We start from the raw sequence: 15,202 nt of genomic DNA, 5'->3' as shown, positions 1-15,202 counted from the left end.
ACGTAGGCGACGGCCAGGATGGTGAAGTGGCCGCCGTCAGCGTCCGGTTCGAGGACGAGGTGATACGTCTGGGAGCAGACGTGGACGGGAGCCTGGCAGATCGGCATCGGCTACGGCGCTGTCACGGCCGTCCTGTTCGGCGTGCGCCGGTTCTCCGGGGGAGGGGGCGCCCGGGTGCCGTGGTGGTGCACCCGGCACTACGAGTTCGGCGGCTGGGTCGTCGCCTCGCGCACCGCGGGTGGCGTGGTCGAGTCGAGGGCGGCCGCCAGCCCGGGCCGGCCCTGGTTCACCCTGGAGCACAACACCGCCGTCGCGGCCGCCTACGTTCTCATCCGGGCCGAGGTCCCCGCCTGCAACGCCGGCTGGGTCTGCTACCTGTCGCCGGAGACCGTCATCGGCGGCCTGCTCCTGGCCGGTGTCGCGGTCGGCGTCGCGATCCTGATCGCCCCGGAGGTCGCGGCCGGCGCCGCGGCGGTGGCGGGTGCCGGTACCCTCGGCGGCGTCGCCTACGGATTCGCGGGAGCGGTGTGACCAGGTCGTTGAAGGCCCCGGCCCTCGTCGGTGCGCTGCTGGACGCGGCCACCGGCGAGCAGGCCGACCTCGGGGTGCGCCGGGAGGGCACCGTCCTCACCGTCGACGGCGAGCGCGGCGACCGCCTGGCGGTGTACACCGAGCGGCGCGCCGCCCCGGCCGGTACGGCGTCGTTCCACCTGGCGGTGGCGTTATGCGTGCTGCCGTACACCGCCTGGACCCGCCGGGTGCCGCTGTCCGCGGCGCGGGGCACCCGGTACCGCGAGGGCGACGGGCTGATCTGGGACCGTATCGCCGCGCCCAACGGCTGGCCGCCCGGCATCTGGGAGGTCACCGCGGCGACCCTCGAGCAGCGCACGGGCGAGTTCGTGGCCACCCTGCGCGCGGCGCTGCAGGACACCTGGCTGCCGCTGCTGCCGCGGGCCGCCCTGCACGCGGCGCTGCGCGACCGGGACGCGAAGCTGCCGGGCCGGCCCGCCGACCGGCGCACCGGTGAGCTGATGTGCATCATCGAGGACACCGCGCCCGCCGACCGGGACCGGCTGGCCACCTTCCTCGAGGGCCGCGGCGACGCCGAGCTGGCCGCCTGGGTGCGCACCGCCTTCGGCTGAGGGTTGCCACCGCGGCGCGGACGGCTGGGCCGAACGTCGTGTTGACCTGGAGCGCGCTCCAGGTCCTACGGTCGGCGCATGCGCACTATTCCGTTGGGCCGTACCGGTGAGCAGGTCAGCCAGCTCGCCCTCGGCTGCATGCTGATGGGCACGTCGACCGATGAGCCCGACTCGTTCGCGATCCTGGACCGGTACGTGGCCGCCGGTGGCAGCTTCCTCGATACGGCCGACTGCTACGCCTGGTGGCCCGGTCCCGGGTACACCGGCGGGGAGAGCGAGTCGGTGCTTGGCCGCTGGTTCGCCCGCTCCGGCCGGCGCGACGAGGTGTTCCTGGCGACGAAGGGCAGTGCCTGGGTCGCCGACCCGCAAGCCGCGCGGGCCGGTCGGCTCACCGACCGCGAGAAGTACGCGGGTGCCGGCGGCGACACGCTGCGGCACGCGCTCGACGGCAGCCTCCGTCGGCTCGGCACCGACCACGTCGACCTGTACTACGTGCATGTGGACGACCTGCACACGCCGCTGGAGGAGACGCTGGAGGCGCTCGCCGGGCTGGTGGCGGCGGGTAAGACCCGGTACATCGGCTGGTCGAACGTGACAACGTGGCGGCTGGAGCGGATCCGGCAGCTCTGCGACAGGTACGGCTGGCCCGCACCTGTCGCGCTCCAGCAGGAACACACGTACCTGCGCCGGCATCCGGGCCGCGACACCGTCTCCGTCGTCGACGATGAGCAGTTGCGGTACCTGCAGGCGCACGACGACCTGACGCTGGTGGCCTACTCGCCCATCTTGAAGGGCGTCTACGACGACCCGGCCAAGCAGCGCGACCTCGGACAGATGCACACCTACCGCGGCGCTGACTCAGACGCCCGTCTGGCCACCGTCGGCCGGTTGGCGGGCGAGCTGGGGATCACCGGGACGCAGCTGGTCCTGGCCTGGATGCTGCACCAGGAGTCGCCGCGGCGGGTGGCGTTGATCGGGCCGCGGACGCCTGCGCAGTATGAGTCCACGGCTGTCGGCCTGGACGTCAAACTCGACGCGACGGTCCTGGAGACGCTGGATGCGGCGGGCGCCTGACCGCCCTCAAGCGGGCTCCCGGCTTGGTGAGGCCATCGGATTGTGGCGCGCCCGCGGACATGCCATCGCGCTCCGGGGCCTGGTCGGTGTCTCGGAGGCACAGCCCGGCACGCGGCTCCGCGCTAGGGGACCCGCATAGCCCCCTGACTACGACCAGCTCCGGGTGCTCGAAGGCGATGGGTGTCATGAGGAACTCACGGTAGACGAGCAGGCACCTTCAGGGCCGGGTTCTCGTCCTCGGTGAGGTAGCCGTCGGCGACCGCGTGGTTGTAGGCACAATGCAGTGCTGCGATCACCTTGCTGGTCGGCGTTGAGCAGGACGAATCCGTGGTGTTTCCGGACCTGCAGTCGGGTACCAGGAAGTCAGTCCAGCGTGCGGAACAGGGCGCCGTCGGCAATGCGGCCCCGATTGTCGACTGCCGCCAACCCGTACACCGTCGATCGGGTACGCCGCGCTTGCAACTGTGCCACCGGCAGCACTCGTCGCTGCCCGAAACCGGCGGACCGTGCCGGCAGTGCGGTCGAGTGAGGTTCCCCCGGAAAGTGGACACCGAGTTAACAGGACCGGAGGTTCTGCTGGAAGGATGTCCGTATGCCTCCTGGTAAGCGCCGGTCGTACACGGCTGAGTACAAGGTCGAGGCTGCTCATCGGGTGATCGATTGGATCGGACGATCGCTGAGGTGGCCCGGGAGTTGGGGATCGATCCGGGCATGTTGCGTGTCTGGGTCAAAGACGAGCGGCGCCGGGTCGTGGCTGCCGAAGTCGTCGGGGATACGCCGTTGGAGCCGGCCGAGCGGGCGGAGTTGCTGCGGTTACGGCGGCAGGTGGGCGAGTTGGAGAAGGACAACGCCTTCCTGGTAAAAGCTTCGGCGTACTTTGCCGCGATGCAGAAACCTTCACGCGGTTCGAGCTGATGGCCAAGTACGCCGGCCCCGACAAGTCCGGCGGCGCCGGTGACGGCGCCGGTGACGCCGGCCCTGTGCGGTTTTCGGTGCGGCGGATGGCCCGGCTGCTGCAGGTTTCATCGTCGGGCTATTACGCGCACGCGCGACGCGTGCGGGCCCCGCAGCCAGCACCACGGCAGCAGCGACGCGCGGACCTGGCGGTGCAGATCCTGGACGTGCACGCCGGGTCCGGGAGCACCTACGGGTCCCCGCGGATCACGGCCGAGCTCCGCGATCGCGGCGAGCGGGTCAGCGCGAAGACCGTCGCGTCGATCATGGCCGGGATCGGGATCGAGGGCATCAGCCCCCGAACGTTCAAACTGCGCACCACCATCGCCGACCCGGCGGCGGTGTTCCCGCCCGATCTGGTCCGCCGGCGTTTCGACCAGGGCCGGCCCGACGCGGTCTGGCTGACCGACATCACCTACTTGACCTGCGGTGAGGGTGACATGTTCCTGTGCGCGATCCTGGACGGGCATACCCGGCGGGTCCTCGGGCACGTCGTGGCCGACCGGATCGGTTCCACTATGGTCGCCCACGCCATCGACACCGCCGTAGCCTGCCGCACGAGCGCGGGTCACGACGTGACCGGCACCGTCTTGCACTCCGACCGCGGCGGGGAGTTCACCGGCTCGCTGACCGTTCAGGCGTGCGCCCGGCACGGCCTGCGACGCTCGATGGGCGATACCGGCATCTGCTGGGACGACAGCCCGGCCGAGTCGTTCTGGTCCACGTTCAAGCACGAGTACTACTACCGCCACACCTTCGCCACACGCGCGGAACTCGTTGCCGCGATTGACAATTGGATTCGCCGGTACAACCATGAACGACGCCACTCCGCAGTCGGGATGCTCAGCCCAATCCGATACGAGCAAACCCTGACAGGCACAGCGAACGCTGCTTGAAGACCTGTCCACTGTTCGGGGGGAACCTCAGACGACATGGACGTCCTTGTGGGTATCCACCCCGATCACCACCCTGCTATCAGGGCCAGGTGCAAATGGGCCAGACAAGGGCGTGGGCATGCTGGACACGGTCATGATCTCCGAGGCCGGGCAATGGACAAGGTATGGCCCTGGACCGACTGGCGGTCAGGACTGTGACGGTGCCTGTTCGCGAAGGCCCCTATCGGGACACGCCCTGCCGGTTCGAAGCGTTACACGCTGCTGCGGGCTCCGATCGACAGATCAAACACAAGGCACCAAGGGTCAGCCGGAGTACGGGTCAGATCTCACCCGCTGCAGCGCACCTTGATTCTCACAGCCGGAGTAGTACGGCCGTTGATCGGCGACGCGGTCGATCGGGATGAGCGTGCCGTCCAGGAGTGCGTACGCGAGGGTGCGGAGGCGCGCCATCGCCGCCGCCAGGTCACCGGCGGCCGCAGCGAGCAAGGCAATCGCTTCCTGCACGTATCGCCAGGCGGTCGCGACGCCGACCTGGAAGCCAGCGGCGAGGCGGGTCTAGATGTCACCGTTGCGCAGGTGGGCCAGGGCGAGCAGGGCTTGCCGGCCTGGGTTGAGACGCCGCCACCGGGACCGATGCTCGTTGCGGTGCTCGCGGATGAGCCCGGCGAGGTCGTTCAGGGCGCGGCTGGACAGCGGAATCGTGGCGGGGTAAGACAGCACGCCGAGGCTCCCGGTTGGGGCATCGGATCTTGGTCGACTGCTGTCTTACCTGGAGCCTCGCCCTCATCGCCGCCGTGCCCACCCTGAGCCGCAAGGTCAGCTTGGAAATGGCTCGCTGATCAGGGCCCCGGCAAAGTCGTTAGGTGATGCCGAGTAGGGCCAGTGGGTGGTTGGGGTTGCGGGCGTAGTGGCGGTTGGCGGCGGCGATGTTGGTGGTGCCGTCGAGGCGGAGGACGCTGATGGCGGCGTTGCGGAGGGTGGCCATGACTTGGGGTCCGGTGCCGGTGCGGATCTGGGATCGGTCTTCGTCGTAGGTGACGTCGCGGACCCAGTGAACTTTGTTCTCGATCGTCCAGTGGCCGCGGATCCAATCGGCGAGCTGCCATGGTTTGGCTTGGTGGGCTTGGAGATCGGTGATGGCGTAGACGGTTTCGGTGGTAAAGCGTTTCGGTTCGTCGAGCGGTCGCCGGCGACGGCGGATCTGCAGGGCCTGGGCGGCGTCAGGGAAGTCGATGCCGGTGGAGACCGACAGGATCTTCAGGGTGCGGATCTCCCGGCGGCCGTGGCCGCGGTCGGTGGTGCGGTCAGCGATGGGGACGAGGTGCCAGGGCAGGCCGGTGAGCTGCTGGTGCAGGGTGGGCTGGTTGCCTTTGGCGGTCAGGATCCAGTGAGCGCCGCGCTGGGCGAGGTAGGTGACGTGGTCGCGTTGGCAGTGCAACGCGTCGGCGGTCACCACGGCGCCGTCCAGGTCATGGAGTTGATCCAGCAGCGCGGCGAAGCGGGTGATCTCGTTGGTCTTGCTGTCGACGTCGGTGCTGGCGAGCACGGCTGCGGTGTGCTGGTCCGCGGCGGCCAGGACGTGCCGGGCGGTGACGTGGCGCGTGCGTGAGCCTCGTATGGTCTTGCCGTCCACGGCGATCGCCCATCTGGAACCGGGTGGCGGCTCGGGAATCCTGGTGGCGAGCCAGGTTCCGATCGCCGCGGCGAGCAGATCGGGGTCGACGGCCTGCAGGAGTCTGCGGATCATCGCCTCAGACGGCCGCCGATCGGTGTCGATCCCGAGCAGCAGTGCTGTCCCGGCGGGGAGATCTGCCACCCACTCGCCGATCGCGGTGTAGGAGCGGTAACCGGCTATCACCGCGCAGACGGCTGCGGTGAGGACCACGGCCAGGCGATGGCGGATGCCGCGACGGGCGCGCGGGTCGGGCACGGCGGCCAGGGCGGCGGGCAGACCGGCGGTCAGCTCCGACGGGCGGAGCTCGAACAGACCGGCCGGTGCAGGTGACAACGAGGCGATCAGCGATGATGGCGATGCGGGCATGGCTCACTTCGGCGGCGATCAACATGGCGTAGGAACCTTGATGATCTTCCGAACGGGTCATGCCCGTCTTGCTGCCTCCAGACAAGGCGCGTCTACGCCAATCACCTCAAGCCGGACACCCATCACGACTTTGCCGAGGCCCTGGGGCCTCGTCGCCGGTGTCGACCCGGCGCAGCGTGTGCGGCAGGGTCCGAGCCGCGTCAGCGATGACGTAAGCATCACGCGCATCGGTCTTCGCGCTGCCCGGATGCAGGTCAGCGGTGCGACGCATCGCCAAACCAGGCAGGTAGGCCACCTGATGGCCGCCGGCCCGGGCGACCGCGACCGGCAACGCGCCGATCGAGGCCGGCTGGTCAACCACCACGAGCACCGTGCCGTGCCGGGCCAGCTTCGCAAACAACGCCTGCAGCCTGGCTTCGGTGTTGGGCAGCGGCGCGTCGTGCAGTCGCTTGCCGTCGAGGGCCAGACCCACCGCGTGGTGTTCGCCTTTGCCCACGTCCAGCCCGAGGAACACGCTGTATTCGCCGTGCACCACGCCTCCACACCGTCGACGAAGCGGTCTCGGCCGCCGGTTCGGCGTCGGACTGCCGGCACCCACGTTACGAAGAGACCAACCCCGGACGGGGCGGCCGGGTCCCTATCAGCGGTCCGCCGACGCCACCCGGCCTGGCGACAACACCCCCCGGATCATCCCAACGACAGGGGCAGTAAGTCATACCAGGCCGAGCGACCGAGCAGTCCCCGGCTGGGGACGATCAAAAAGGTAACGGGGGGGGGGGGGATTCGCCGTCAGTGAGCTTCTCCACATACTCCCGACAACTGTCTTCGCTTCAAAGGTCAGGCATTCCCTCGCCTCCATGGTTCCGTGCACGTAGAGGTCGCAAAACAGTTACGGCCCTATATAGGTTATCCACACGTGGGACAGGCCCAATGGCCAATTCAACAGAGGTCGCAGGCATTACATCACCATTTCGCAACCCATATGCCGCCTTGAGGCGGCTGATATAGACCGTCGCTTCACCCACCTTCATGTCCGGGGCACCCTTTCGCCCGGCTTGCGCAATTGAACCGATATTAACTTTTGAGTCGATTATGCGAACCGCACCGCTCCGATCCCGCTTGATGAAGTCTGCGGTAAAAATTGAACCGCCGGCAGGCCGAGGCCAGCAGCGCTTGAACGGAAAAGTGTAAACTACCGATACTAGGCCACGAGCTCAGCATTCGGATATGAATACGGTACCTAGATCACGGAAAAACTTATTCAGGGCTATTTCGGGATGATCTTCCGAGAGGGTTGTCATCACTTTATCGACGAAGGCCTTCACGGCAGCGAGCAGCTCAGCGGTTCCACATGTGGCGACACTCCGCCGTTGAGCGTCATGAACATCAACCAAATCACCTCGACGTACGAAGGTCAGCGTAGCTGCACTTTCGGTCAAATCCATCACCCCGACGCCCGAACGAGTAAGTGAATCTGCCATTGTTGCCAATGTTGCAGCGAAGTCCAGGAGCGGGACCTTGCCCCACCCCGCGGTCAGGTCTGTCTCGTCGGCGACGAGCCGAACCCTGCTCCAAAAATACTCATACCGAAGATCCATCTCACTGACCGATGCCAGATCAACCTGACGGCCCGAGCGCCAGAGCGGCGACAATACGCGGTCCAATGGATCAATTGCGAAGTCAATGAACATCACTGCGCCTCCTAGAAGGGATGGGCGGTCCGGAGCGTTCCATCCGGGTTGACGACGACTCGCACCATTGTGGCTTCTCCGCCACCGTCTGTCACACTCTTGGTACCGACAGCGCGCCCGAAGTCCCACTCATATACCGTCCCGTCACGACCTTGTGTATTCCGTTGCGGACGGCCACGCTGCACCGTTTGCTGGATCAGATCCTGCACATCGGCATCCGACCCAGTGAAGACACTCTTCCCCTCATCGACACCCAACCCGCCCGGACGATGGAAGTCCTGAACGTGCTTCCAGCCTTCCGGAGTTATGACACAGCCACTATTGTGCACGAGCACCGACTTGGACCCGGCGATCACAAAATACGTGTGGACGGCGTCGACTGTGACGTTGTACATCACCGCGTGATGCGTGCGGTTGGTGCGCGCGACGACGGTCTCGGTGGTGCCGTCGGCTGTGTGGAGGCGCTCGCCTGGGCGTAGGTCACCGGCGTCGATCCAGGTGTGCCGGGTCTCGCTCCAGAACGGGTGGCCGTGCGTGGTGTGCACGGTCTGGGTCCGCCGCCCGTCTCCGGTGAGCGTCAGATCCGTCAGATCCCGGTCCAGGTTCCGGTGCAGCTGTGTCACGACGTGGGCTGTCGTGTCGCCGGTGTCCGGGTCGGACGTGAGTACCTGGTCGCCGACCCGGACGTCCGCGATGGGCTTTGTGGTGCCGTCGGCCATCTGGACCAGCGTGTCGGGGGTGAAGGAGTTCGTGCACGCTCTGGCGAGTTGCTCCTCGGCGGCTTTGGCTCCAGCAGCCGTGTCCACCTCGGCGCCGGCCTCGGTGACCGCACGGTCGACGGCCGCACCCTCGGCGCCCAATCCGGCGCCCTCCAGAAAGCCCATGCCGGTGCCGCCGTAGGCGGCCATGTCATAGACGCCGACGACGCAGACTTCGATGAGGGCCGAGCAGACGAAGATGCCGACGATGGCGATCGGGACGGCCATGCCGCCCCTGGCGAACGGATCCTTCAGGCAGGTGCTGTCGGCATCGCCGCCGTACATCAGGGTGCAGATCTGCGTCCAGTTGTCCGCACTCTTCTTGGAACAGGCCATCGCGTCGGCGTTGGTGACCGGGCCGTCGCCGGAGACTTCGCAGCCCATGCCCGAGAAGAAGTTCTTGACGTCCTTGTCGGTCATGTTCTTGCTGAGCTTCTTGGTCGGGGCCTTCGCGCTCAGCCACGGCATCCCCGGGTCGTTGTCGGGCTGGTAGTCGCCGCCGGGATCGTCCTGCTTGCCGTCCGCCGGCTTCCAATCGGGGTGGCCTGGGGCCTGGCCGTAGCCCTCGCACCGGTCGCGAGGGCACAGGCCGCTCGGGTCGCTGCTGTTCGTCGGGGCGTTGCGGGCGTAGCTGTACCCGTTGAGCAGCTGCGCGTCGCCGACAGCGAGGACCGGGTCGAGGCTGGTGAACCGGCCCGTCACTGGGTCGTAGTCACGGGCACCCAGGCGGGTCAGGCCGGTGTCGCCGTTCGTCGGCGCGCCGAGGAAGCCCCGATTGTCCGGCCAGCTGCCGGTCGCGCCGCGCGCCTCGCCGTACGGGGTGCTCTGCCGCCAAGTCGCCGTCTGCACCGAGCTGTTGAGGTACAGGCTTGGCGTCCCGTGCTGATCTGAGAGCTGGAACGTGTAGTCGCTGGCCGCTGTGCCGGTGCGGATCGCCGTGGCGCCGCCGGGCAGGGCGTAGTAGCGGGTGCCGGTGACTGCCTGGGTGGTGTTGTTGAGCACGAGCTGCTCGCCCGGCAGGTACAACGTCGTGGTGCCGATCTCGTGCTGGACGAGTAGGTTGCCGTCGCCGCCGTATTTGTACGAGGTGGTGCCGCTGCTGCCGACCGCGGCGACGAGCTGGCCCTGGTCGTTCCAGGTGAACGTCTTCGAGCCCTGGGCCGGGGTGCTGCGGTAGGTCATGTTGCCGACGCTGTCGTAGTGGTACGTCGTGGTGACGGCGCCCGTGGTGATAGTGCCGGTCAGCGTGTGCGGCTGGCCGGTACCGTCGCCGTTGTAGGTGTAGTCGGTGGTCGTGTCGGCGCCGGTGGAGGCGGCGTGCTTCACTTGCTGGGTCCGGTTGCCCAGCGGGTCGATGCTCCACGTCGTCCAGTACGCCGCGGACGCGCCGAGCGTGTCGCCGACCGTCGCGTGACTGGCCGGCGTCGGTGTGGCCGTGCAGTCGTCGATGGCCGTCCAGGCGGCAGTGAGGCGGGCCAGGCCGTCGTAGCCGTAGCACTGCGTCTCGGTGGCCGCCGTGGCGCCCAGCCGGGTCGACGTCTGCCGCAGCAGCTTCCCGACCAGGTCGTACTGGTACGCCTCCTCGTTGACGTCGTTCGGGGCCGTGTTCGGCCGGGTGACCTTCACGTCCGTGAGCTGGCCGGTGTGCGGGTCGAACTGGTTCGTGAGGTGGGCAACGTTCGGCTGGGCGCCTAGGGTGGTGGAGCTCGGTCGGCCCCAGTCGTCGTAGCCGGTGCCGTCCTCGTAGGCAGCCAGACCGCCGACGGTGCTGACCAGATCGAGCGGGCTGGTGTAGGAGTAGCCGACCGTCTCTGCCGGAAGTCCGCCGGCGCTCGGGTATGAATCTGTGAGTGGCAGACCGGTCAACGTCGCGTACGTGTGGTCGTAGACGTAGGACTGGCCTAGGACGGAACCCTCGCCGGTGGTCCCGGACGGAATGGTGACGGTCTCGCCGAGGGACTCGCCGAACTTGTTGAAGTTCCGGAACTGGATCTTGTACGCGTTGCCGTTCCAGAACGCCGTGGATCTGGTCAGATGCCCGACCGGGAACTTCATGCCCGCGATGGCGTTGTCGGAGTTGTCATACACCCAGGCGCCGACCTGGTTCTCCGCGTTCTGCCCAGTCGACGGCGCATCAAATTCGGCAGTTTTGCGGCTCAGTGCGTCGTAGACGAATGAGGTCGTTTTGGAGCGGCTGTCGGTGATCTGGGTGACGTTGCCGAGGTTGTCGTACTGGTAACTGCTGCCGCCGGCGTCCGGGTCGGTCTTCGCGGTGACCCGGCCGAGCAGGTCGTAGGTGCTGGACCAGGTCGAGCCGGCGGCGTCGGTGACGGTGTTCTGGTTGCCGTGGCTATCGAAGCCGAACTGCGTGACCACGGCCGTGCCGCCGCTTACCGTATACACCCCGGTGAACGTGTTCGCCGGGGTGTTGAGCGCCGGCGGCGCACTGTACTGGTCCGTCTCGACTGTGCGGCCCAGCGGATCTGTCTTGATCGTGATGGTCGTGCCGCCGGGCGGCGGGATGACGGTCGTGCGGTCGCCGTTGTACACCGTGGTCGTCGACGACACCGTGACACCGGAGTTGGCGCTGGTGTCGACCACGACCCGTCCGAGGCCGTCATGGGTGTACAGGTGTTGTACGGGGATGGCTGGCGGTGGGGTGACCTGGTCCGGTGCGACGAGTGTCGTATCGGGGGCGCTGCCAGGGTTCGACCAGCCGACGTTCGTAGCGCGGGTCCAGCCGCGGCTGTCGTAGGACGTGTCACTGATCAACCGGCCACCGTTCGGTGTGGCCGTCTGCGTCTGCCGAATGCGATACATCCCGTCGTAGATCGACGTGGATGCAACGTAGCCGGCTGCGGAGTTCATGGTCCGGGTGAGCACCGAGACCCGCCCGGCCGGGCCGGTGTTGGCGACGTTGTAGGTGTACAGGTAGTTTGCAGGGTCGGTCGTCGGCCGGGACACCAGCCACACCGCCGCGGCCCGGCCCAGCGTGTCGTATTCGCGGGTCGTCACCACACCGTTCGCGTCGGTCACCGTGCGGACCAGGCCGCGGGTCGGGTCGTTCGTCGTCGACGTGTGCGTCAGCAGCGTGTCGTTGGTCATGGTGCTGCCGGTGACGAGGCCGACCGCGTTGGTGGTGTAGGCGGTGGTGACACTGTAGCCGTTGGCGTTGTATGTCTTGGTGATGCGCCCGGCGCTGTCGTAGGCCACCCTCGTGTTGGTCAGGTACGTGAGGGCGCCGCCGATGTAGTCCGACGCCTTCTGTGTCATCGTCGGGTCGCCGCGCGTCGGCGCGGTCGTCTGCGGGAACGCCGTGCCGAACGTCGGATCGTCGTAGAACGTCCGGGTCGCGGAGACCACCTGCGCCGGCCGGTTCACCGCCGCGGGCGCGGTCAGCGAGTTGTACCCCCACGGCGCCGACGGGTGCGCCACTGCGGTGAACCCGCCGCAGGCGACGGCGTCCGTCTCGACCGCCGACGGCAACGCGACCAGGTTCTTGCCCGCGTTCGCCGGCGCGTACGTCGTGTGCGTGCACCGATCGTAGTCGGCCTGGACCGGCACCGTGTGCGTGTACTGCCACACCATCGAGCCGTAGGTGGCGCTGGACGGGTTCGTGTCGTAGGTGGTGTCGGCCTCGGTGTAGCGCCACGTCGTGCCGCTTGGCCCGGTCACCGCTTGGCGGGTGAACGTCTCCACCGGCGCGATCCAGTTCGCTGTCAGCGCCGGCAGGCCCGTCCGGCTGCGGGTGGCGGTCGCTGGCGACACCCAGTACGACGTGATCGTCGAGTGGTCGACCGGCCCGTTCTCACCCAGGTACGACTTGGCCTCCAGGACGTTGCCGGCGAGCTGGTCGGCGTCGTCGTGCCCGGCGCCCTGCGAGTCGTACAGCGTCACCGCCGTCGTGTTGTTGTTGTTCGACATGCCGCGGTAGTAGAGCGTCTCCGCCCGCGTCCGCGCGTCGTTGGCGAGGTCGCCGGTCGTGGTCTTCACGTCGCCGAAGCCACGGAACTGCCCATAGGTGCGGTACTGCGGCTTGACGACCTCACTCGTGTCGTAGTGCCACGCCGCGCCGCCGAAGTACTGGTAGCTCGTCGCCGTCGCCGGGGCCCCGCCGAGCGGGTCGGACTGGGTCACCTTGGTAACGCTGTACTTCAAGAACCAGTCCCGCATCGGGTTGGCCAGACCCTCCGGTGTCCAGTACACCGGATAGCACGACGTCGTATTCGTGGCCGGGTCCAGCGTCACCGGGGTCGAGCAGGGGTTGACGACGGTGTAGGTGGGGCTGATCACGGAGCCGGTCTCGGTGGTGATCGAGCCGATCCGGTTGCGGTAGAGCGCCGGATACGACGTGGTGTCGCGCCGGTTGGCCAGCGCCACCGGCGTGAACGTCGTCGGCGGCAGGGTGATCGCCGGGTTCGGGCCGCTCGAGCCGCCGGCGCTGGTGTCACTGCCGGTCCGCACGATCGAGGTCAGGAACAGCGTCGGCGACGTGTTGTCGGTGGGCTGCGGCAGGCTGTGCGTCAACGTGTACGTGTCGAGCGTGACGTAGTCGTTGACACTCGTCGACCACTGCCGGGTCGTGATCGTCTTGAGCCGTACCGTGGAGAAAAACGATGGCGAGTGTGCCGGGCACGTCGTGCCGGATACACAGATGGCGTCGTAGGGCACGTCGGGCCAGTTCGCCTTCGTCGAGGCATTCAGTGGCGTGCACGGGGCGTTGGTGCAGCGTATGTCAGTGCCGAACAGGACTGTGTTCGGCACGGTGCCGTAGGCGTTGCCGTCGGCAAAGCCGTAGTCGATGTGGTCGAGGTAGCTGTTGCGCACGTATGAGACGTTGCTTGCCCCGTTGTGCAGGCCGTAGAAGTTCGTGTCCTGGTGGTAGTAGTAGGCCATGGCGTTGCCGTGGGGGTCCACGGAGTAGTCGAGGTTCCAGCGGTACGCCATCGTGCACGCCGAGGTCGGGAACGGGCACATGCTCCACAGCGGATCGCCGGAGTGGCCCATGTAGACAGGCTCATAGTCCACAGAGCCGGTGGCCGCCTTCCCCGGCGCCCAGCCGGGCAGGTGGTTGCGGCCGAAGGAGTACGTTCGGCCGTCGCGGGTGGTGACCGTCCACCAGTCGTTGTCGTGCGTGCCCGAGCCGTTGTTCTGGTTCGTCACATGGGTAACCACCGAACCGTCATCGTGCTCGGGTTTCCAGACCGACTTCCCGGCGTCCCAGACCAGCGACGTCGACGAACCGTTCAGCGACATCGTCAGGACAGGCCCGTTGTAGCACAGGTCCGGGGTGGCGTTGGTGACCGCCGAGCCTTCCGGGGAGTCCTTGCATGACAGGAACGACTGCTCGATGTACGACTGCGGCAGCGACCACCCGTCACCCGCCCAGTTCGCCTGCGCCTGCGCGAACGCGGTCTGCCCGTCGATACTGGCCGAGTTGTATCCGAGGCCCAGGTTTGGGGCCGTCCCGACCGACGTCGGCGGCACGACGACCGGGTAACTGTAGCTGAACCCGCCGGTGCTGCCACCGCTGGACCACGAGCCGGACGCCTTGAGGTCTGTCGCGGCGTACGTGCCGAGACTGCCGCCGTCCTGCCCGCCGTCAGCGGTCGCGGCTAGGACCATCATCGGCGCGGTTGTCGCGGACAGTGACGCCGCCGAAACGTTCGCCGTGCGGGCCGGGGCCGTGAACATCACCGGCGCTGACAGCGCCTGGGCCTCCCGGTCCCGGGTGGTTGGCAGCGGGATCGCCTGCCGGCACTCCACCCGCTGCGGCGTGTACAGCGCACACCCAGGCAACTGCACCAGGTGAAGGCGCTCGGCGTAGTTCCCGCCGTAGGCCTGCGCGAAGCTGCTGTAGTCGACACCGACCTGCGCCATGCCCGAACCGGCGGACTGAGGGTCGACGGTGAGCAGGACACCGGTGACGCCGGCCCGCTCGGTGGCGGTGCGGTCGGCGACCTGCACCCCGAGAGTGGCCGGGCCGACGTAGCGGCCCTGCGCGTCGGCTATCGGCTGCGCCCACACCGGCGACCCGGCGGCCCGCGCCTTGGTCTTGACGTCGAGGGTCAGCGTTGCCGTACCCGCAGCAGGCAGCGCGGTGGCGCTTGCCCGGAACTCCGGTGGCGGCACGGCCTTCGCGGCGTCGTTCGCTGTCGCCGCGTGCACCTTCGTCACCTGCGGGCCGGGGTTCGGCTGTGGCTGCAATGGTGGGGCGGCCCCCGCTGTCGCTGGCAACACCACAGTGGCCGCACTGCCGACCAGGAGGACCACCAATACCTGCGCCAACAAGGACGTTCGGCGTGCGGACAGTTTCCAGCCGAGGTTCGTACTCAATGCCCGCTCCCCGAGGTCGCAAAGTATGACAGTTTCATGAAGGCGGATGCACTTTCTCATGATCCGGAATAAGTTGGCTATGGCCGTCCCACTAATATCGACACCTGGAGATCGGTCAAAACGGATCTTCAAGCATCAACGGCCTGCTATCGATTGCAAGGACGTGCCGAATGTCGGCAGCCAGCACATTGGTTAGCGGCGAGCGACGCGACAGTCCGCCGTTCGACTGCTCGTGATGCGTGTGGTGCGCGAAGGAACGGCGTTGGCAACGTGCTGGGCGAATGACTTCGGCCGCCCGGTGAGCCAACCA

General features: G+C 67.6%; 8 protein-coding genes and 2 pseudogenes. 5 read left to right on the top strand and 5 right to left on the bottom strand.

The annotated features are described in order from the left end of the window. Positions 1 to 141: 141 nt before the first annotated feature. From Dvina_RS37425 to Dvina_RS37405, 5 genes are all read left to right on the top strand, one after another. Positions 142 to 531 carry a hypothetical protein gene (locus Dvina_RS37425; RefSeq protein ID WP_223094240.1) on the top strand — a complete coding sequence of 130 codons (390 nt, stop codon included), beginning with the start codon at positions 142 to 144 and terminating at the stop codon, positions 529 to 531. Next, entirely contained in the window at positions 528 to 1,142 is a 615-nt protein-coding gene (locus tag Dvina_RS37420) for a hypothetical protein (protein WP_223094238.1), read from the top strand. Before Dvina_RS37425 ends, Dvina_RS37420 begins: the two co-directional genes overlap by 4 nt. 78 nt (positions 1,143 to 1,220) lie before the next feature. Then, positions 1,221 to 2,216: an aldo/keto reductase gene (locus tag Dvina_RS37415; RefSeq protein WP_223094236.1), complete on the top strand. Its 996-nt coding sequence runs from the start codon at positions 1,221 to 1,223 to the stop codon at positions 2,214 to 2,216. Between the two features lie 681 nt (positions 2,217 to 2,897). Next, a complete protein-coding gene (locus Dvina_RS37410) occupies positions 2,898 to 3,131 on the top strand; it encodes a hypothetical protein (protein WP_223094234.1) in 234 nt (77 codons plus the stop codon). Between the two features lie 86 nt (positions 3,132 to 3,217). Beyond that, positions 3,218 to 4,066: an IS3 family transposase gene (locus Dvina_RS37405; protein ID WP_223094232.1), complete on the top strand. Its 849-nt coding sequence runs from the start codon at positions 3,218 to 3,220 to the stop codon at positions 4,064 to 4,066. 357 nt (positions 4,067 to 4,423) lie between these two features. On the opposite strand, the pseudogene Dvina_RS37400 reads toward Dvina_RS37405, so the two are convergent. The 5 genes and pseudogenes from Dvina_RS37400 to Dvina_RS37380 all read right to left on the bottom strand — a co-directional run. Next, a pseudogene (locus tag Dvina_RS37400) lies at positions 4,424 to 4,786 on the bottom strand (transposase family protein); the annotation flags it as partial. A gap of 139 nt (positions 4,787 to 4,925) precedes the next feature. Next, positions 4,926 to 6,074, bottom strand: a complete 1,149-nt coding sequence (locus Dvina_RS37395) for an ISAs1 family transposase (RefSeq protein WP_246655574.1) — start codon at positions 6,072 to 6,074, stop codon at positions 4,926 to 4,928. Positions 6,075 to 6,255: 181 nt separating this feature from the next. After that, positions 6,256 to 6,639, bottom strand: a pseudogene (locus tag Dvina_RS37390) (IS110 family transposase); the annotation flags it as partial. Between the two features lie 682 nt (positions 6,640 to 7,321). Next, positions 7,322 to 7,801, bottom strand: a complete 480-nt coding sequence (locus Dvina_RS37385) for a hypothetical protein (protein ID WP_223094230.1) — start codon at positions 7,799 to 7,801, stop codon at positions 7,322 to 7,324. Between the two features lie 8 nt (positions 7,802 to 7,809). Then, complete coding sequence (locus tag Dvina_RS37380; protein WP_223094228.1) at positions 7,810 to 14,892, bottom strand: polymorphic toxin-type HINT domain-containing protein; 7,083 nt, start codon at positions 14,890 to 14,892, stop codon at positions 7,810 to 7,812. Positions 14,893 to 15,202 lie beyond the last annotated feature (310 nt).

The sequence above is a fragment of the Dactylosporangium vinaceum genome (assembly GCF_019904175.1).
GTDB classification, from domain to species: Bacteria; Actinomycetota; Actinomycetes; order Mycobacteriales; family Micromonosporaceae; genus Dactylosporangium; species Dactylosporangium vinaceum.
The sequence above is the reverse complement of the archived record's forward strand: the minus strand, read 5'-3'. Positions and strand labels throughout refer to the sequence as shown.

Excerpts from the sequence above, each read along its gene's own strand:
- Dvina_RS37415 (WP_223094236.1), top strand. The coding sequence starts at position 1,221 with ATGCGCACTATTCCGTTGGGCCGTACCGGTGAGCAGGTCAGCCAGCTC.
- Dvina_RS37405 (WP_223094232.1), top strand. The coding sequence starts at position 3,218 with ATGGCCCGGCTGCTGCAGGTTTCATCGTCGGGCTATTACGCGCACGCG.